Origin of the sequence: Enterobacter cancerogenus (assembly GCF_019047785.1) — a bacterium.
GTDB lineage: Bacteria > Pseudomonadota > Gammaproteobacteria > Enterobacterales > Enterobacteriaceae > Enterobacter > Enterobacter cancerogenus.
In genome coordinates, this window is record NZ_CP077290.1 from 3,780,206 (window position 1) to 3,799,884 (window position 19,679).

At 55.8% G+C, this 19,679-nt stretch carries 17 protein-coding genes and 5 tRNA genes; 19 read left to right on the plus strand and 3 right to left on the minus strand.

Annotation, left to right across the window (positions count from 1 at the left end; translation table 11 throughout):
• Positions 1-473: 473 nt before the first annotated feature.
• Both norW and norV read right to left on the minus strand, forming a co-directional pair.
• The gene (norW, locus tag I6L58_RS17820) at positions 474-1,607 is read right to left on the minus strand and encodes an NADH:flavorubredoxin reductase NorW (protein WP_088208658.1); all 1,134 of its coding nucleotides are present in this window, start codon (positions 1,605-1,607) and stop codon (positions 474-476) included.
• A complete protein-coding gene (gene norV / locus I6L58_RS17825; RefSeq protein WP_006178170.1) occupies positions 1,604-3,049 on the minus strand; it encodes an anaerobic nitric oxide reductase flavorubredoxin in 1,446 nt (481 codons plus the stop codon). Before norV ends, norW begins: the two co-directional genes overlap by 4 nt.
• A 187-nt stretch (positions 3,050-3,236) precedes the next feature.
• Here norV and norR point away from each other — a divergent pair, with 187 nt between their 5' ends.
• Complete coding sequence (gene norR / locus I6L58_RS17830; RefSeq protein ID WP_088208659.1) at positions 3,237-4,748, plus strand: nitric oxide reductase transcriptional regulator NorR; 1,512 nt, start codon at positions 3,237-3,239, stop codon at positions 4,746-4,748.
• On the opposite strand, the gene gutQ is transcribed toward norR, so the two are convergent.
• Positions 4,741-5,706 carry an arabinose-5-phosphate isomerase GutQ gene (gene gutQ / locus I6L58_RS17835; RefSeq protein WP_088208660.1) on the minus strand — a complete coding sequence of 322 codons (966 nt, stop codon included), beginning with the start codon at positions 5,704-5,706 and terminating at the stop codon, positions 4,741-4,743. The genes norR and gutQ overlap by 8 nt on opposite strands.
• 190 nt (positions 5,707-5,896) lie before the next feature.
• On the opposite strand from gutQ, the gene mltB reads away from it, so the two are divergent.
• The 18 genes from mltB to luxS all read left to right on the plus strand — a co-directional run bounded on the left by mltB (position 5,897) and on the right by luxS (position 19,665).
• Entirely contained in the window at positions 5,897-6,997 is a 1,101-nt protein-coding gene (gene mltB / locus I6L58_RS17840) for a lytic murein transglycosylase B (RefSeq protein ID WP_006178166.1), read from the plus strand.
• A 256-nt stretch (positions 6,998-7,253) separates the two neighbouring features.
• Positions 7,254-7,907 (plus strand): metal ABC transporter ATP-binding protein, encoded by a 654-nt coding sequence (locus I6L58_RS17845; RefSeq protein WP_088208661.1) that lies wholly within the window; start codon positions 7,254-7,256, stop codon positions 7,905-7,907.
• Entirely contained in the window at positions 7,904-8,779 is an 876-nt protein-coding gene (locus tag I6L58_RS17850) for a metal ABC transporter permease (protein ID WP_088208662.1), read from the plus strand. The genes I6L58_RS17845 and I6L58_RS17850 overlap by 4 nt, the downstream gene beginning before the upstream one ends.
• Positions 8,779-9,657: a metal ABC transporter substrate-binding protein gene (locus I6L58_RS17855; RefSeq protein WP_042321791.1), complete on the plus strand. Its 879-nt coding sequence runs from the start codon at positions 8,779-8,781 to the stop codon at positions 9,655-9,657. The genes I6L58_RS17850 and I6L58_RS17855 overlap by 1 nt, the downstream gene beginning before the upstream one ends.
• A gap of 130 nt (positions 9,658-9,787) precedes the next feature.
• Entirely contained in the window at positions 9,788-10,285 is a 498-nt protein-coding gene (gene pncC, locus I6L58_RS17860; RefSeq protein WP_088208663.1) for a nicotinamide-nucleotide amidase, read from the plus strand.
• Positions 10,286-10,374: 89 nt separating this feature from the next.
• Complete coding sequence (gene recA, locus I6L58_RS17865) at positions 10,375-11,433, plus strand: recombinase RecA (RefSeq protein ID WP_042321788.1); 1,059 nt, start codon at positions 10,375-10,377, stop codon at positions 11,431-11,433.
• Between the two features lie 70 nt (positions 11,434-11,503).
• Positions 11,504-12,004, plus strand: a complete 501-nt coding sequence (recX, locus tag I6L58_RS17870; RefSeq protein WP_006178160.1) for a recombination regulator RecX — start codon at positions 11,504-11,506, stop codon at positions 12,002-12,004.
• Positions 12,005-12,135: 131 nt separating this feature from the next.
• Entirely contained in the window at positions 12,136-14,763 is a 2,628-nt protein-coding gene (gene alaS / locus I6L58_RS17875) for an alanine--tRNA ligase (RefSeq protein ID WP_006178159.1), read from the plus strand.
• A 241-nt stretch (positions 14,764-15,004) separates the two neighbouring features.
• Positions 15,005-15,190 carry a carbon storage regulator CsrA gene (gene csrA, locus I6L58_RS17880; protein ID WP_000906486.1) on the plus strand — a complete coding sequence of 62 codons (186 nt, stop codon included), beginning with the start codon at positions 15,005-15,007 and terminating at the stop codon, positions 15,188-15,190.
• Between the two features lie 344 nt (positions 15,191-15,534).
• A tRNA-Ser gene (locus I6L58_RS17885) sits at positions 15,535-15,627 on the plus strand.
• 4 nt (positions 15,628-15,631) lie between these two features.
• A tRNA-Arg gene (locus I6L58_RS17890) sits at positions 15,632-15,708 on the plus strand.
• 64 nt (positions 15,709-15,772) lie between these two features.
• Positions 15,773-15,849: transfer RNA gene (locus I6L58_RS17895), tRNA-Arg, on the plus strand.
• A 63-nt stretch (positions 15,850-15,912) separates the two neighbouring features.
• Positions 15,913-15,989: transfer RNA gene (locus tag I6L58_RS17900), tRNA-Arg, on the plus strand.
• Between the two features lie 64 nt (positions 15,990-16,053).
• Positions 16,054-16,130: transfer RNA gene (locus I6L58_RS17905), tRNA-Arg, on the plus strand.
• A gap of 247 nt (positions 16,131-16,377) precedes the next feature.
• A complete protein-coding gene (gene yqaB, locus I6L58_RS17910; RefSeq protein WP_006178158.1) occupies positions 16,378-16,944 on the plus strand; it encodes a fructose-1-phosphate/6-phosphogluconate phosphatase in 567 nt (188 codons plus the stop codon).
• Entirely contained in the window at positions 16,941-17,369 is a 429-nt protein-coding gene (locus tag I6L58_RS17915) for a YqaA family protein (RefSeq protein ID WP_058608497.1), read from the plus strand. The genes yqaB and I6L58_RS17915 overlap by 4 nt, the downstream gene beginning before the upstream one ends.
• Positions 17,370-17,452: 83 nt before the next feature.
• Entirely contained in the window at positions 17,453-18,997 is a 1,545-nt protein-coding gene (gene gshA, locus I6L58_RS17920; protein WP_058608496.1) for a glutamate--cysteine ligase, read from the plus strand.
• A gap of 152 nt (positions 18,998-19,149) precedes the next feature.
• Complete coding sequence (gene luxS / locus I6L58_RS17925; protein ID WP_006178155.1) at positions 19,150-19,665, plus strand: S-ribosylhomocysteine lyase; 516 nt, start codon at positions 19,150-19,152, stop codon at positions 19,663-19,665.
• Positions 19,666-19,679: the final 14 nt, after the last annotated feature.

Here is a 19,679-nt window from a genome sequence, read left to right on the forward strand (position 1 = left end):
CGCCTGGGTAACCTCGGGCCAGCCTCCGGCTGTTAAAAATAACAGCTTTACGAAAAGGGTGATGCCCGGGAAATAAAAAATAATGCATGACAAATGAATTTAAATTATATTTTTACGGCGAATTATTATTTAAATATACCATACATTCTTAAATAAGATATTCCGCATTTTACACCATTAAAAAGGGTGCCATGGCCTTTGCTACTTACCCTGGTGGCAGGTTTCAGCAGGATATGCAGCCGCGCAGTGCGGGCTTCCGGGCTAAGATAAAATCAGTAAAATAAAACGGGTCGGTGTTTTTTAGTGATTTCGTATTTCAGTATTGATGGAAAAAATAATAAAAGGACTGATAGCGGTGATTTATCTGATTTGTATTTATTTTATGAATAGATTGCGTAAAAAAAAGCCCCAGGACATCGGGGCTGCGGATAATAAAATCCCAAGGTTAAGTAAGCGTGGTAAAAGGCTAAGGGTTAAGCGGGCAGCGATTTCAGCAGAGCGAAAGCCTCCTTCATCCGATCTTCACTGACCACGAAGGCGCGCAGATTGCCCTCATCGTCAGCACCGCGTGCCACCATCCCCTGAGACTCAAGGGTGATGTGCCAGTTAAGATCCCGGCGCTGGGTTTCACCGGCAAGGTGCAGCGGCAGCTCGGGTGTTTTCACCTTCACCAGCATCGCGGGTAATTTCAGGGGCGCACTGCCCCCAAGCAGGTTTTTCGCCAGATACATCGCGCTAAGCTGTATCGGCTGCAGGAACGGCAGAACCTGGCCGTTGATCTCCGCGCAATCGCCCAGCGCATAGATGTCGGGCTGCGTGGTGCGCAGGTAGCTGTCTACCTTCACGCCGCGGTGGGTCTCGGCTCCGGCACGGTGAGCCAGCGCCGTTACCGGACGCAGCCCGGTCGCAGCGATAACGACGTCTACCTCTACGCTGCGATTGCCGTCGAGCGTAGCGCGCACGCCGCCCTCGGTTTTGGTCAGACTGTGCAGCTGCGATTTCAGCAGCAGGTGCACGCCCATATCGGTCAGGCGATGCTGTAAGCGACTGCTTACTTCCGCAGGCATCAGCGCCGACAGGATGCTCGCCGCGTGGTCCACTAAGGTGACGGCTTTACCCGCCCGGCAGAAGTCCATCGCCAGCTCGGTGCCAATCAGGCCGCCGCCAACAATCATCACGCGCTGCGCATCGCGAAGCCTCGTTTCGCTGGCCTGGTACTCCTGCTGGCTGTTCAGGGTGAGCATCAGCTCGCGGCCTTCAACCGGTGGAACAAAGGCAGAAGCGCCGGTAGCAAGCACTAACTTATCGTACTGCCAGCTCTGGTCTTTCGCTTTCACGACGTGGGCGGCAGCGTCGATATCGGTTACCCAGGTGTAGGGAAACAGGCGCAGGTTAAACTGTTCCGCGAACTCCCCCGCCGACTGGCGGGTGAGGTCTTCTGCACGCTGATTCTGGCTAATGACGTGGCTTAAATCAGGCTTGTTGTACTCGTCCATGCTGTCGGCGGCGATCACCGTCAACGGCACGCTGGCATCCTGTTTACGAATGTTTTTCACCAGCTGGCGGGCGGCAAAGCCCGAGCCGATGATGACGATCCCGTTGCTCATTTTGCCTCCGTAGCCAGTTCGTCAAAGACGTCTTTACCAAGGGAACATTCCGGGCAGAGGAAGTTGTCCGGTACGTCACTCCACGGCGTGCCCGGGGCGACATCCTGCAGTGGCTCGCCCAGTTCCGGGTCGTAAATCCACTGGCAGACGCTGCACTGCATGCGCGGGCCGAGATCGGCAGAAGCGGCGGCACAGCTGCTGGCGGGCTGTGGTTCGGCCGGTTTTGCTACGGCTTCAGGCAGTGGAGCGAGCGCCCACTGACGTGCGATATCGCGACCGTGCTGGCGGCAGATTTCCAGTGCGTCGATGTCCGGGCGCCATTTGGCCTTGAGGCTCATGGACATTTCAAAACCGGCATCCTGCAGGCGGGTTGAGAGACGGTCAACCGCGCCGCCGCTCCAGCCGTGGGAGCCAAAGGCGCTGGCGCGTTTATTGCGGAAGCGCAGGCCGGTCATCTCTTCTACCAGACCCGCAATTTTTGGCATCATCACGTTGTTCATGGTGGAGGTGCCCACCAGCACGCCTTTGGAGCGGAAGGTATTGGTCAGAATCTCGTTTTTATCGCTGCGGGCGACGTTGAAGATTTTCACCGCTACGTTCGGGTCAACTTCGTTGATACCCTGCGCGATTGCATCCGCCATCATGCGGGTGTTGTTGGACATGGTGTCGTAGAAGATAGTGATGCGATCTTCCTGATAATCTGCCGCCCATTTCAGATACAGTTCGACAATCTGGGTTGGATTTTCACGCCATACCACGCCGTGAGAGGTGGCAATCATATCCACCGGCAGGTTAAAGCCGAGGATCTCAGTGATTTTTGGCGTTACAAGACGGCTGAACGGCGTAAGGATGTTGGCGTAGTAGCGCTGGCACTGCTCGAACAGCTCGGTCTGATCCACTTCGTCGTTGAACAAACGCTCATCGCAGTAGTGCTGGCCGAAGGCGTCGTTACTGAACAGCACCGCGTCGCCGGTCATGTAGGTCATCATGCTGTCAGGCCAGTGCAGCATAGGCGTTTCCACGAAGATCAGCTGTTTGCCGTTACCGATATCCAGGGAGTCACCGGTTTTCACGGTGTGGAAATTCCACTCCGGATGGTGATGATGGCCGTTAATGGAGTCAATCGCGTTGGTGGTGCAGTAGATTGGCGTATTCGGGATATGGGACATCAACTCGGTCAGCGCGCCGGCGTGATCTTCTTCCGCATGGTTAATAATGATGTAGTCGATGTCATTCAGGTCGATTTCGCTGCGCAGGTTCTGCACGAACTCACGGCTGAATTTGTGATCGACGGTATCAATCAGGACGTTTTTGCCTTCACGAATGAGATAGCTGTTGTAGCTGCTGCCGCGCAGCGTTTTGTATTCAGTTCCGTGGAAATCACGAACTTCCCAGTCACGTTGGCCAACCCAATGAATGTTATTTTTAACCAGAATAGACATAGCAACCTCAGTTTAATGCGACGTTTTTAAATAAGATGGTTTAGCTATATCAAGTTGCGTGCCAACTTTTTAACTTATTGATTGTATATGGTTTTATTTTTTATCCTCCCTAATGGGTAGTCATAATGACTATGATAAATACTGTCAATATGACAATGTGTATTGTCAAAATGACAGCGAGGTCAACATGAGCTTTACTGTAGATGTACTGGCGAAGATTGCCATTGAACTGCAAACCGGGATTGGGCATCAGGACCGTTTTCAGCGGCTGATTTCCACGCTGCGCCACGTGCTGGAGTGCGATGCATCGGCGCTGCTGCGCTACGAGGGGCGGCAGTTTATCCCCCTGGCGATCGACGGGCTGGCGCAGGACGTGCTGGGGCGTCGCTTTACCCTTGAAGGCCACCCGCGCCTGGAAACTATCGCCAGGGCGGGGGACGTGGTGCGCTTTCCGGCAGACAGCGATCTGCCCGATCCCTATGACGGGTTGATCCCCGGCCAGGAGAGCCTGAAGGTGCACGCCTGCATTGGCCTGCCGCTGTTTGCCGGGCAAAACCTCATCGGCGCGCTCACGCTTGACGGCATGTCGCCGGATCAGTTCGACACGTTCAGCGACGAGGAGCTGCGGCTGATTGCCGCGCTGGCCGCTGGCGCGCTCAACAATGCGCTGCTGATTGAGCAACTGGAGAGCCAGAACATTCTTCCCGGCAGCCCGGCAGCGTTTGAGCAGGTGGCTCACACCGAGATGATCGGCCTGTCGCCGGGCATGGCGCAGCTTAAAAAAGAGATCGACATTGTGGCGGCCTCGGATTTGAACGTGCTGATTTTTGGTGAAACCGGCACCGGGAAGGAGCTGGTGGCGAAGTCGATTCACGAGGCCTCGCCGCGTGCGGTTAACCCGCTGGTCTACCTTAACTGCGCGGCGCTGCCGGAGAGCGTGGCGGAAAGCGAGCTGTTTGGTCACGTCAAAGGGGCGTTTACCGGGGCCATCAGCAACCGCAGCGGCAAGTTTGAAATGGCAGATAACGGCACGCTGTTCCTCGACGAAATTGGTGAGCTGTCGCTGTCGCTGCAGGCGAAGCTGCTGCGCGTGCTGCAGTATGGTGATATTCAGCGCGTCGGGGACGATCGCAGCCTGCGCGTCGACGTGCGCGTGCTGGCCGCCACTAACCGCGATCTGCGTGAAGCCGTGCTGGCCGGACAGTTCCGTGCCGACCTGTTTCACCGACTGAGCGTTTTCCCGCTCTCCGTGCCGCCGCTGCGCGAGCGTGGTGAAGATGTGGTGCTGTTGGCAGGCTATTTCTGCGAGCAGTGTCGTCTGAAGATGGGGCTTTCCCGCGTGGTGTTAAGCCCGGGCGCGCGCAGCCATCTGCTGAGCTACGACTGGCCGGGAAACGTGCGCGAGCTGGAACATGCCATTCACCGTGCGGTGGTGCTGGCGCGGGCCACGCGGTCAGGGGATGAGGTGGTGATCCACGCCCGTCATTTTGCCCTGCACGATGAAGCCGTGCAGACCGTGACGCAGGTTGTCCCGGAGATTGCTACCCAGAATCTGCGTGAGGCGACGGAGGCGTTTCAGCGACAGACTATCGCCCGTGCGCTGGAGCAGAATAATCGCAGCTGGGCCGCGTGCGCGCGTGCGCTGGAGACGGACGTCGCCAACCTGCACCGGCTGGCGAAGCGTCTTGGGCTTAAATAATACCGGCCTGATAGAAATCCTGCAGGTTGATGGCCCCGCACAGCTTGCCGCTGTCATCCACCACCGGTGCGGCGGTAATTTTACGCTTCATCAGCACCTCTTTAGCCTCAATGGCGCGGCTTTCGGCGTTGAGCGTTAAGCCGCCTGTGGTCATGGCGTCTGACACCTGCGATTCCAGCTTACCGCCGCCAACCAGCCAGCGGCGCAGGTCGCCGTCGGTAAAGACGCCTTTGACGAAGCCGCCGTCATCACACACGGCAACCAGCCCCAGCCCGGTACGGCTCAGCTCCAGCATTGCGTCCATCACGCTGGTATCAAGCGTGACCTGCGGCGTGGCCTCGTCGGTGCGCATCAGGTGGTGCACTTTATTGAGCAGACGCGCGCCCAGCGCCCCCGCCGGATGCGAGCGGGCAAAATCTTCTTCGTTAAACCCGCGCGCCTGCATCACCGCCATGGCCAGCGCATCGCCCATCATCAGCGTATTGACGGTGCTGGAGGTGGGGGCGAGGTGCATCGGGCAGGCTTCGCGTTCAACAGAGATATCCAGCGTGGCTTTGGCTGCCAGCGCCAGCGGCGAGCGGGGTTTGCCGGTCATCGCCAGCAGCGCTACCGATTTTTCCTGCAGGCGAGGGATGATGAGATCCAGCTCTTTAGCTGAACCGGAGTAGGAGATGAACAGCATCACGTCGCGGCTTTCAATCATCCCCAGATCGCCATGCAGCGCTTCAGCCGGATGGACGAAAAAGGCGGGCGTGCCGGTGCTGGCAAGCGTTGCGGCAATCTTTTTGCCGATATGGCCGGATTTACCAATCCCCGCCACAATCACTTTTCCTTCACACTGAATAAGGGTGTTGGCCGCGCGGACAAAATCCTCGCCCAGACGTTCCGGCAGGCGGCTTGCTTCCTGCAACTCCAGCAGCAGGGTCTGGCGGCCTGCGTTTAACAGAAAATCACTCATCACTCTCTCCGGTTTCGATCGTTTCCATTCCCTTCGCGGCGGAAGGAGGGCGCTATAGTAATCCATTCTCCTTTCGGCGATCGTGGTCAATGTCGAAAGATTTTGCTTACGGCCACAGAACCGCTTCCTTGAGGAGTTGGGGATGCTTTACCATACTGGGTTCTTATCGAACTCGTTAAATGGATGTCCCATGTTCAAGCGTCGTTATGCAGCGCTGTTGCCTGCACTTATTTTGCTGTCCGCCTGTAGTAGCAAACCAAAGACCGAAGCTGTTCAGCAGACGGCTGGCGCGCCGTCCGGGGGCTTCTTGCTGGAGCCGCAGCACAATATGATGCAGATGGGTGGCGATTTTGCGAACAACCCGGCTGCGGAAGCCTTTATCGACAAAATGGTGAGCAAGCACGGCTTTGACCGCCAGCAGCTGCACGAGATTTTGTCTCAGGCGAAACGTCTGGACTACGTGCTGCGTCTGATGGACAGGCAGGCCCCGACGGCACAGGTTCCAACCGGGCCGAACGGTGCGTGGCTGCGCTACCGCAAACAGTTTATTACCCCGGACAACGTGCAAAACGGCGTGGCGTTCTGGAATCAGTATGAAGATGCGCTCAACCGCGCGTGGCAGGTTTACGGCGTTCCGCCTGAAATCATCGTCGGGATTATCGGCGTGGAAACCCGCTGGGGCCGCGTGATGGGCAAAACCCGCATCCTCGACGCGCTGGCAACGCTCTCCTTTAACTACCCGCGCCGCGCCGAATACTTCTCGTCCGAACTGGAAACCTTCCTGCTGATGGCGCGTAACGAGCAGGACGATCCGCTGGATCTGAAAGGCTCGTTTGCCGGTGCGATGGGCTACGGTCAGTTTATGCCGTCTTCCTATAAGCAATATGCCGTCGATTTCAATGGGGATGGTCACATCAACCTGTGGGATCCGGTAGATGCTATCGGCAGCGTGGCAAACTACTTCAAAGCGCACGGCTGGACGCCGGGCGGCCAGGTGGCGGTGCAGGCCAACGGCCAGGCGTTTGGCCTGGAAAATGGCTTCAAAACCCAGTACAGCCCTGCGCAGCTGATGGCGGCAGGCTTAACGCCGACCCAGCCGCTGGGTGACGCCCAGCAGGTGAGCCTGCTGCGCCTGGATGTCGGTACGGGTTATCAGTACTGGTACGGTCTGCCTAACTTCTACACCATCACCCGCTATAACCACAGCACGCATTATGCGATGGCCGTGTGGCAGCTGGGGCTGGCGGTTTCCCAGGCGCGCGTGCCGGCGGCATCACCGTTTAGCCAGTAAGTTACCTTATACCCCCTCTCCCGTTGGGAGAGGGGAGCCGTGCGCCCCGTTCTTCTTAGAAACATTTCGCCACACTCCCTTTACCCTTCCTTCATTTACATCATTGTCATCTTTTATTATTGTTATGTTATAACATTTAAAGTGGTGTAAAGATGTCGACTTCCTTTTTATCGCTCTCCGCTCAGGCGCGGCTTCTGCTGGCCCTGGTGCTGATGATCTTTCTCGGTCTCGCCGTGCGCTGGGCGGTGGCGCTGCCATGATCGTGATGAACGAACTTATTGCGGGCTATGACCGCCAGCCCGTCACGCGGGCGTTATCGGGGGCTATTGAGCGCGGCAGCCTGACTGCCATCGTCGGTGCGAACGGCTGCGGGAAATCCACGCTGCTCAAAACGCTCGCGGGTTTTCTTCCGCCGGTAAGCGGCAGCTTTCGCTGGCAGGGAAAACGCCCGGTGATTGGCTGGCTGGCGCAGCGGCACGCGCTGGAGGCGCAATTTCCGCTGAACGTGCAGGACGTGGTAGGGATGGGCTGCTGGCCACGCGTCTCACTTTTTTCCGGGTTTAGCCGTGACGCGCGTCTGCGAATTGCGGGGGCGCTTGAGCGAGTGGGGCTGGCGTCAATGGTGCTGTCGACCATCGATGCGCTCTCCGGCGGCCAGTTTCAGCGCATGTTATTTGCGCGCGTGTTAGTGCAGCAGGCGCCGCTGGTGATGCTCGATGAACCTTTTACCGGTGTCGATGAAGCGACCAGTAACGTCCTGATGGAGATCATGCTGGAGATGTACATGCAGGGGCAGACGCTGCTGGCGGTGTTACACGACAGTGAGCGCGTGTCGCGGCACTTCCCACAAACGTTGCGGCTGGATCACGATATTCCCTGCTGGACCACGGAACGGGTGAGGGTGGCATGATCTGGCACATCTTCTTTCAGCCCTTTATCGAATACGGCTTTATGCGCCGCGCGCTGGTGGTCTGCCTGGCGCTCTCCGTCAGCACGACGGCGCTGGGCGTCTTTTTGCAACTGCGTCAGATGAGCCTGATGGGCGATGCGCTCTCCCATGCCATTTTGCCCGGCGTGGCGGTGGGGTATCTGCTTAGCGGAATGTCGCTGCTGGCGATGAGCGTGGGCGGTTTCGTGGCGGGCATTACCGTCGCGCTGGTGGCGGGCGTGGTCAGCCGCCGCACGCCGCTCAAAGAGGACGCCAGCTTCGCCGGGTTCTACCTCGGATCGCTTGCCCTCGGCGTGACTCTGGTCTCGCTGCGCGGATCGAACGTAGACCTGCTGCATCTTCTCTTCGGTTCTATTCTCGCGGTGGACAACGACGCCGCGCTGTTCGTCGCGGGCGTGTGTATGGTCACCCTTATTATGCTGGCGATTTTCTATCGTGGGCTGGTTACCGAGGCGTTTGATACCGCGTGGCTGCAGGTGAATGCCCGCTGGCTGCCCGGACTGCTGCACGGCCTGTTTCTCGCCCTGCTGGTGCTCAACCTGGTGGCCGGTTTTCAGGTGCTCGGCACGCTGATGGCCGTTGGGCTGATGATGCTCCCGGCGGTTGCGGCGCGCTGCTGGGCCCGCACGCTACCGGGGCTGCTGGCGGTGGCGGGTATCAGCGGTATCGGCTGTGCGTGGCTGGGATTAAGCCTCTCCTGGGCCGCAAGCTTACCTGCCGGGCCGTCCATTGTGCTGACCGCCAGCGCGCTGTTTTTTATCTCGATTTTATTGGGTTCGCGCAGCAGGCTGGCTGGCAGCCTGCGTGCGCTTTTTCAACGCAAGGGGAAATGATGAAACGTACAGGGTTAGCTATTGCGCTCGCGCTAGGAATGATGTCGCCGGGGTTGATGGCGAAAACGCTTAATGTGGTGACCAGCTTTTCCATCCTGGGTGATATTACGCAGGAGGTGGGGGGCGAACATGTGAAGGTGACTACGCTGGTGGGGCCGGATGGCGATCCGCACACCTTTGAACCGTCGCCGAAAGACAGTGCGGCGTTAAGCAAGGCGGACGTGGTGGTGGTTAACGGATTAGGGCTTGAGGGCTGGCTTGACCGTCTGGTGAAAGCCTCCGGCTTTAAAGGCCAGCTGGTGGTGGCCTCGGCGGGGGTGAAAACGCACACGCTGGAAGAAGACGGCAAAACCGTGACCGATCCCCATGCCTGGAACAGCGCGGCGAACGGGGCGCTGTATGCGCAAAATATACTGTCGGCGCTGGTGAAAGCTGACCCGGACGATAAAGCCGCGCTGGAGGCTACCGGGAAGCCGTATATCGCCCAACTGACCCAACTGGACGGCTGGGCCAAAACGCGCTTTAGCCAGATCCCGCAGGCAAAACGCAACGTACTGACCAGCCATGACGCTTTCGGCTATTTCAGCCGCGCCTACGGTGTCACCTTTATGGCGCCGCAGGGGCTGTCGTCTGAGAGCGAAGCCAGCGCGGCGCAGGTGGCTGAGATCATCAACCAGATTAAAGCCGACGGCGTTAAAACCTGGTTTATGGAAAACCAGCTCGACCCGCGTCTGGTGAAGCAAATTGCCAGCGCAACAGGAGCCGAGCCTGGCGGTGAACTCTACCCGGAAGCCTTGTCGGCAAAAGGCGGCGTGGCGGATACCTACGTCAGGGCGTTCCGCCACAACGTGAATACCCTCGCCGACAGCATGAAGTAATGTTCTTTCAAGCCGATGCGCCCGCGTCGGCTTTTTTCTGAAGCTCCCTCGTAAAACCTGAAGCGCATCCCCATATTTAACGAGAAAGTGCTATCTTGTGCTGCACGTTTTTCCGAAGCCTGGAGCGAAAATGACTGACCATGAATTGATGCAGCTTAGCGAAGTGGTAGGGCTGGCGTTGAAGCAGCGCGGGGCGACCATCACCACCGCCGAGTCCTGTACAGGTGGCTGGGTAGCCAAAGTGATTACCGACATTGCGGGCAGTTCCGCCTGGTTTGAACGCGGCTTTGTGACCTACAGTAATGAAGCTAAAGCCCAGATGATCGGCGTGTGTGAAGCGACGCTTGAACAGCATGGCGCGGTCAGCGAACCGGTGGTCATTGAGATGGCGATTGGTGCCCTGAAAGAGGCGCGCGCAGACTATGCGATTTCGATTAGCGGCATCGCCGGGCCGGATGGCGGCAGCGACGTGAAGCCTGTCGGCACCGTGTGGTTTGGTTTCGCAACCTCGAAAGGCGAGGGGATAACGCGCCGGGAATGCTTCAGCGGCGATCGCGAAAGCGTGCGTCGTCAGGCGACGGAATATGCGTTAAAAACGCTCTGGCAACATTTTCTACAAAATACTTGATACTGTATGACTATACAGTATAATTGCACCAACAGAACAGAAATCCACGGTGAAGCGCAGTTGCTTCTCCCGGCATGACAGGAGTAATAATGGCTATCGACGAAAACAAACAGAAAGCGTTGGCGGCAGCACTGGGCCAGATCGAAAAGCAATTCGGTAAAGGCTCCATCATGCGCCTGGGTGAAGACCGTTCCATGGATGTGGAAACTATCTCCACCGGTTCGCTTTCTCTGGATATCGCACTGGGCGCGGGCGGTTTGCCGATGGGCCGTATCGTAGAAATCTACGGGCCGGAATCCTCAGGTAAAACCACGCTGACCCTGCAGGTCGTTGCGGCGGCACAGCGCGAAGGTAAAACCTGTGCGTTTATCGATGCCGAGCACGCGCTTGACCCCGTCTACGCACGTAAGCTGGGTGTTGATATCGACAATCTGCTGTGTTCTCAGCCGGACACCGGCGAGCAAGCGCTGGAAATTTGTGACGCGCTGGCACGTTCTGGTGCGGTTGACGTTATCGTGGTTGACTCCGTTGCCGCGCTGACGCCAAAAGCCGAAATCGAAGGTGAAATCGGTGACTCTCACATGGGCCTCGCGGCACGTATGATGAGCCAGGCGATGCGTAAGCTGGCAGGTAACCTGAAACAGTCCAACACGCTGCTGATCTTCATCAACCAGATCCGTATGAAAATTGGTGTGATGTTCGGTAACCCGGAAACCACCACTGGCGGTAACGCGCTGAAATTCTACGCGTCTGTGCGTCTTGATATCCGCCGTATTGGCGCGGTGAAAGACGGTGAGAACGTGGTGGGCAGTGAAACCCGCGTGAAGGTTGTGAAGAACAAGATCGCAGCACCGTTCAAACAGGCTGAATTCCAGATCCTCTACGGCGAAGGTATCAACTTCTACGGCGAGCTGGTTGACCTGGGCGTGAAAGAGAAGCTGATTGAGAAAGCGGGTGCCTGGTACAGCTACAACGGCGATAAAATTGGTCAGGGTAAAGCCAATGCCATTTCCTGGCTGAAAGATAACCCGGCCGCGGCGAAAGAGATCGAGAAAAAGGTGCGTGAGCTTCTGCTGAACAACCAGGACTCCAAACCGGATTTCGTGGTTGATGCTGCAGATGCTGAAGAAACCAACGAAGATTTCTAATTCTTCCGTGTAGAAAATGAAGGGCTGCGAATGCGGCCCTTTTTGCATTTCTGAATTAGCAGGTTTTTTTATGAGTGAACCGACATCTCGTCGCCCTGCCTATGCGCGCCTGCTGGATCGCGCGGTACGTATTCTGGCAGTGCGTGACCACAGCGAGCAGGAGTTACGGCGTAAACTGGCGGCACCCGTGATGAGTAAAAACGGACCGGAAGAGATTGATGCCACGGCGGAAGACTACGACCGCGTGATTGCCTGGTGCTATGAGCAGAACTATCTTGATGACGACCGTTTCGCCTCCCGGTTTCTTGCCAGCCGTGGCCGGAAAGGTTACGGCCCTGCACGTATCCGCCAGGAGCTTAACCAGAAGGGTATCTCCCGGGAATCGATTGATAAAACCCTGCGAGAGTGCGATCTCGACTGGTGTGAGATGGCGCGAGAGCAGGCGATCCGGAAATACGGAGAACCGCTGCCGCGTGAATTTTCGGAAAAAGTCAAAATTCAGCGATTTTTACTCTACCGCGGCTTCCTGATGGAAGATATTCAGGATATCTGGCGCAATTTTGTCGATTGAACGCATGCGGGATTTTACTTCCCACTAAAGAAAACTTATCTTATTCCCACTTTTTCCAGTAGCTGGTCTGTCCAACTGTAAACAGATACAGACTTGCTGCGACATTTTGTTAGCTTGATTTCAGGATAATTATGAGCAAGAGCACCGCTGAGATCCGTCAGGCGTTTCTCGATTTTTTCCATAGTAAGGGACACCAGGTTGTTGCCAGCAGCTCCCTGGTACCAAATAACGACCCGACTCTGCTGTTTACCAACGCCGGGATGAACCAGTTCAAGGACGTATTCCTTGGTCTCGACAAGCGTAATTATTCCCGCGCGACAACCTCACAGCGTTGCGTGCGTGCGGGCGGTAAACATAATGACCTGGAAAACGTCGGTTACACCGCGCGTCACCACACCTTCTTCGAAATGCTGGGTAACTTCAGCTTCGGCGACTATTTCAAACACGATGCCATTCAATATGCATGGGAACTGCTGACCGGTGAAAACTGGTTCAACCTGCCAAAAGAGCGTCTGTGGGTTACCGTCTATGAAACGGACGACGAAGCGTTCGACATCTGGGAAAAAGAAGTCGGTATCCCGCGCGAACGTATTATCCGTATTGGTGATAACAAAGGCGCACCGTTTGCTTCAGACAACTTCTGGCAGATGGGTGACACCGGTCCTTGCGGCCCGTGCACCGAGATCTTCTACGATCACGGCGACCATATCTGGGGTGGCCCGCCGGGCAGCGCAGAAGAAGATGGCGATCGCTACATTGAGATCTGGAACATCGTCTTCATGCAGTTTAACCGTCAGGCCGACGGCACCATGGAGCCACTGCCGAAACCGTCCGTGGATACCGGCATGGGTCTGGAGCGTATTGCTGCGGTTCTGCAGCACGTTAACTCCAACTACGAAATTGACCTGTTCAGCACGCTGATTAAAGCCGTTGCCGAAGTGACGGGCGCAACCGATCTGAATAACAAATCGCTGCGCGTTATCGCTGACCATATCCGATCCTGCGCATTCCTGATTGCCGACGGCGTGATCCCGTCGAATGAAAACCGTGGCTACGTGCTGCGTCGTATCATTCGTCGCGCAATTCGTCACGGCAACATGCTGGGCGCGAAAGATACCTTCTTCTATAAGCTCGTTGGGCCACTGATTGGCGTGATGGGTTCTGCCGGCGACGAACTGAAACGCCAGCAGGCGCAGGTGGAGCAGGTTCTGAAAACCGAAGAAGAGCAGTTTGCCCGTACTCTGGAGCGCGGTCTGGCGCTGCTGGACGACGAACTGTCTAAGCTCAAGGGCGACACGCTGGATGGCGAAACCGCTTTCCGCCTGTACGACACCTACGGCTTCCCGGTTGACCTGACGGCGGACGTTTGCCGTGAGCGCAACATCAAAGTTGACGAAGCCGGCTTTGAAGCCGCGATGGAAGAGCAGCGTCGTCGCGCGCGTGAATCCAGCGGTTTTGGCGCAGACTACAACGCAATGATCCGTGTTGATAGCGCCTCTGAATTTAAAGGCTACGACGCGCTGGAACTGACCGGCAACGTCACTGCACTGTTTGTTGACGGTAAAGCCGTAGACAGCATCAGCGCGGGCCAGGAAGCCGTTGTCATCCTCGACAAAACGCCGTTCTATGCCGAATCCGGCGGTCAGGTTGGCGATAAAGGCGAACTGAAGGGCAACGGTTTCAGCTTCAGCGTGAGCGATACGCAGAAATACGGCCAGGCCATTGGTCACCAGGGCAAACTGGTTTCCGGTTCACTGAAAGTCGGTGAAGGCGTGCAGGCTAACGTCGATGAAGCTCGCCGTGCGCGCATCCGTCTGAACCACTCTGCAACACACCTGATGCACGCCGCGCTGCGCGAGGTGCTGGGCACGCACGTGGCACAGAAAGGGTCTCTGGTTAACGACAAAGTGCTGCGTTTCGACTTCTCGCATTTTGAAGCGATGAAACCGTCTGAAATCCGTGCGGTGGAAGATCTGGTGAACGCGCAGATCCGTCGTAACCTGCCAATCGAGACCAACATCATGGATCTCGAGGCCGCGAAGAACAAAGGGGCTATGGCGCTGTTTGGTGAGAAATATGACGAACGTGTTCGCGTGCTGAGCATGGGCGACTTCTCAACCGAGCTGTGCGGTGGGACTCACGCATCACGCACCGGTGATATCGGTCTGTTCCGCATCCTGTCTGAGTCAGGCACGGCGGCAGGCGTTCGTCGTATCGAAGCGGTGACGGGTGAGGCCGCTATTGCCAGCCTGCACGCGCAGAGCGACCAGCTGCACGATATCGCGCAGCTGCTGAAAGGCGATAGCCAGAATCTGGGCGAGAAAGTGCGTGTTGCGCTGGATCGTACCCGCCAGCTGGAGAAAGAGCTGCAGCAGTTGAAAGAACAGGCGGCAGCACAGGAGAGCGCAAGCCTCTCCAGCAAAGCGGTAGACATTAAGGGCGTCAAACTGCTGGTCAGCGAGCTGGCTGGCGTTGAGCCTAAGATGCTGCGCACTATGGTCGACGACCTGAAGAACCAGTTAGGTTCGGCGGTAATCGTGCTGGCGACGGTGGCAGAAGGTAAGGTTTCTCTGATTGCGGGCGTCTCTAAGGATGTGACGGATCGTGTTAAAGCAGGGGAATTGATCGGTATGGTCGCTCAGCAGGTGGGCGGTAAAGGTGGCGGTCGTCCGGACATGGCGCAAGCCGGCGGTACTGATTCGGCGGCACTTCCTGCGGCATTAGCCAGTGTTGAAAGCTGGGTAAGCGCCAAACTGTAATAACAACAAAGCACAAACAGACGCCGTAGCGGTAACGTTATGGCGTCTTGTTCACTGCGCTATCGATAACGATAAAGTCAGGTTGAGTTTGTGTATATCGGCTAAACTTACGTTTAACAGAATGTGATGCCGTGACTGCTTACACTTTACGTGTTTGTCATCGCTTACTTTTTGGCGTTATATGATGGATAATGCCGGGATACAAGAGACCCGACTCTTTTAATCTTTCAAGGAGCAAAGAATGCTGATTCTGACTCGTCGAGTTGGTGAGACCCTCATGATTGGGGATGAGGTCACCGTGACAGTTTTAGGGGTAAAGGGTAACCAGGTACGTATTGGTGTTAACGCTCCTAAAGAAGTATCTGTCCACCGTGAAGAGATCTACCAGCGTATCCAGGCTGAAAAATCCCAGCAGTCCAGTTACTGATATTATTGCGTCTCGCTGTCGGGCGAGACGCAACCCCCTCCTGTTATTCTTCCTCCATAAAGTTACCGTTCTATTTCAATTGCGCTCTTTTTGACCGCTCCATAACCCTTAACGTCCGCAAAGTTCACGCTTCTCACGTGAGAATGCTGCATATCTGCCTGCAAAATCCGCTTATAAAACACCCTCTTTGCGGGTTTTACATGCGAATTGCCTGCGATTTGTCCAAACGATAAAAGCTTTTGGAAAATTGTTTGACTTATAAGTCCCAGAAAGTAATATATGCGCCACGCAGCGACGAGAAGCTCTTAACGAGTTACTCGAAGCACTCGAAAGAGGCGTTGTGTGGTGAGGTGGCCGAGAGGCTGAAGGCGCTCCCCTGCTAAGGGAGTATGCGGTCAAAAGCTGCATCCGGGGTTCGAATCCCCGCCTCACCGCCATTTTGCATCCGTAGCTCAGCTGGATAGAGTACTCGGCTACGAACCGAGCGGTCGGAGGTTCGAATCCTCCCGGATGCACCATCTATTACTTCATATTGCTTTAGAAGTGATATGAATATCGAGTAGTACAGTAGTAAATCCCGATGCATCCGTAGCTCAGCTGGATAGAGTACTCGGCTACGAACCGAGCGGTCGGAGGTTCGAATCCTCCCGGATGCACCATTTACTATTTCATATTACCTGGTCGTGATATGAACATCGAGTAGTACAGCAGTAAATCCCGATGCATCCGTAGCTCAGCTGGATAGAGTACTCGGCTACGAACCGAGCGGTCGGAGGTTCGAATCCTCCCGGATGCACCATCTATTACTTCATATTGCTTTAGAAGTGATATGAATATCGAGTAGTACAGCAGTAAACCCTGATGCATCCGTAGCTCAGCTGGATAGAGTACTCGGCTACGAACCGAGCGGTCGGAGGTTCGAATCCTCCCGGATGCACCATATTCTCCGAGATAATAGCTACGCTATTGTTTCAAGGTCTGCGGTTTAGCTGCAAGCACCAGGGAGGATAACGTTGCTTTAGCAACGGCCCGAAGGGCAAGGCGCAGCCAGGTAATCCTCCCGGATGCACCATATTCTCCTCTTGTTTATTCCTTCGACGTTCCGTCAGTAATCCCACTCTCTTTCAGCGACAAAAACGCTCGTTTACGATAAAGTAATGCTTTGTTAATCGTTTAGCGAGAGCACGATGTACGCACAGTATGACGGTCTGATCTTTGATATGGATGGCACCCTCTTAGACACCGAGCCGACGCATCGCAAAGCCTGGGATGATGTCCTGGGTCGTTACGGTATGCGTTTCGATTTACAGGCGATGGTTGCCCTCAACGGATCTCCCACCTGGCGTATTGCCCAGGCCGTGATTGAGCTGAATCAGGCCGATCTCGACCCGCATCAACTCGCACGCGAAAAAACCGACGCAGTGAAAGCTATGCTATTAGATACCGTACGTCCTTTGCCGTTGATTGATGTGGTGAAGGCGTGGCACGGACGTCGTCCGATGTCGGTCGGTACGGGCAGCGAAAGCGCAGTGGCGGAAGCCTTGCTGAATCATCTGGGCCTGCGCCACTATTTTTCTGCCGTGGTTGCCGCCGATCATGTTAAAAATCATAAGCCCGCACCGGACACTTTTCTGCTCTGTGCTGAACTGATGGGCGTACCCGCAGCAAAATGCGTTGTTTTCGAGGATGCCGATTTTGGTATTCAGGCTGCGCGTGATGCCGGAATGGCCGCGGTGGATGTTCGCTTACTGTGAGTGACGCGCTATCACTTGCTTCACTGTTTGCCAGCAGTTTCTTAAGCGCTACGCTATTACCGGGCAACTCGGAAGTCGTACTGGTGGCGATGCTGTTGTCCGGCGCAAGTCAGCCCTGGTTGCTCGTGTTAATAGCAACAATGGGTAATAGCCTTGGAGGGCTGACTAACGTTATTCTTGGGCGTTTCTTTCCGCTACGCGAAAAATCGCGCTGGCAGGAAAAGGCAGTCGGCTGGCTAAAACGCTATGGCGCTGCCACGCTGTTATTAAGCTGGATGCCTGTAATAGGTGATTTGCTGTGCCTTCTGGCGGGATGGATGCGCATCTCCTGGGGGCCGGTTCTCTTTTTTTTGTGCCTTGGCAAGGCGTTACGGTATGTTCTCGTGGCATGGGTAACACTACAGGGTATGACGTGGTGGCACTAATTGGTGGAGTGAGATAGCGACCTTCAATCGTCAACCATTACAATTATGCTGAGAAACATTACTTTGACAGGCGGGAGGTCAAATTGATCCCGGACGTATCACAGGCGCTGGCCTGGCTGGAAAACCACCCTCAGGCACTGAAGGGTATTCAGCGTGGGCTGGAACGCGAAACGCTGCGCGTTAATGCGGATGGTAGCTTAGCGACAACGGGTCACCCGGAAGCGTTAGGCTCGGCGCTGACACATAAATGGATCACAACTGATTTCGCCGAAGCGCTGCTGGAGTTCATTACTCCGGTAGACGGCGATATTGATCATATGCTGAAAACGCTGCGCGATGTCCATCGCTTCACCGCCCGTAATCTGGGCGACGAGCGCATGTGGCCGCTCAGCATGCCGTGCTATATCGAGCAGGGGCAGGAGATTGAGCTGGCGCAGTACGGCACCTCTAACGTGGGTCGTCTGAAAACGCTCTACCGCGAAGGGCTGAAAAACCGCTACGGCGCGTTGATGCAGACTATCTCCGGTGTCCATTACAACTTCTCACTGCCGATGGCGTTCTGGCAGGCGAAATGCGGTGAAACGGATAAAGAGGCGATCTCTGCGGGCTATTTTCGCCTGATCCGCAACTATTACCGTTTTGGCTGGGTCATTCCTTATCTGTTTGGTGCCTCTCCGGCCATCTGCTCGTCGTTCCTGCAGGGGAAACCGACCACATTGCCGTTTGAGAAGACCGAGTGCGGTATGTACTACCTGCCGTATGCCACCTCTCTGCGCCTGAGCGATCTTGGCTATACCAATAAATCGCAAAGCAATCTCGGTATTACGTTTAACGAATTGCATGAATATGTGGCAGGATTGAAGCGGGCGATCAAAACGCCGTCTGAAGAGTACGAAAAAATCGGCCTCGAAAAAGACGGCAAGCGCCTGCAAATCAACAGCAACGTGCTGCAGATTGAGAATGAACTGTATGCGCCTATTCGTCCGAAGCGCGTAACGCGCAGCGGTGAAACGCCGTCGGATGCGCTGCAGCGCGGGGGGATTGAGTACATCGAAGTTCGCTCGCTCGATATCAACCCGTTCTCACCGATAGGCGTTGATGAACAGCAGGTTCGCTTCCTCGATCTGTTTATGGTCTGGTGCGTGCTGGCGGATGCGCCGGAAATGAGTGCGGATGAGTTGCTCTGCACCCGCACGAACTGGAATCGGGTGATTCTGGAAGGGCGCAAACCGGGTCTGACGCTGGGCATTGGCTGTGAAACCGCGCAATTCCCGCTGCCGAAGGTAGGCAAAGATCTTTTCCGCGATCTGAAACGTGTCGCCCAGACTCTGGACAGCGTCTATGGCGGTGAGGAGTATCAAAAAGTGTGCGACCAGCTGGTCGAAAGCTTTGATAACCCTGAACTGACGTTCTCAGCGCGTATCTTGCGTTCTATGATTGATCAGGGCATTGGCGGTACCGGGCGTTCGCTTGCAGCGGAGTACCGTGAGATGCTGATGCAGGAGCCGTTAGAGGTGCTGAGTGAAGCCGATTTTGTGGCGGAACGCGAGGCGTCTATCGTGCGTCAGAGAGAGGTCGAGGCGGCAGATACCGAGTCGTTTGAGGCGTTTCTGGCGAAGCAGGCCTGAGCCAAAAGAAAAAGGCCACATCGCTGTGGCCAAAATATACATCTCTGAATTCAGGGATGATGATAACAAATGCGCGTCTTTCATTTACTCAGACGCGCATTCTGTAGAAGAGTTCAGTTTATTTTAAAAAAAATCACTATCGGAGGTGACGTATGCCGTTATTAGATAGCTTTACCGTCGACCATACCCGTATGGAAGCACCTGCTGTACGTGTGGCGAAGACCATGCACACCCCGCACGGCGACACGATCACCGTTTTCGATCTGCGCTTCTGCGTGCCGAACAAAGAAGTGATGCCTGAAAAAGGCATTCACACCCTGGAGCACCTCTTCGCCGGGTTTATGCGTGACCACCTGAACGGCAACGGTGTGGAGATCATCGATATCTCTCCAATGGGCTGCCGGACCGGTTTCTACATGAGCCTGATTGGCACGCCGGAAGAAAAACGCGTGGCGGATGCCTGGAAAGCGGCGATGCAGGACGTGCTGAAGGTAAAAGAGCAGAATCAGATCCCTGAGCTGAACGTATACCAGTGCGGTACTTACCAGATGCACTCTCTGGAAGAAGCGCAGGAGATCGCGCGCCACATCATCGAACGTGATGTCCGCGTGAACAGCAACGACGAACTGGCGCTGCCGAAAGAAAAACTGCAGGAACTGCACATCTAGTGCACCTTTTCCCT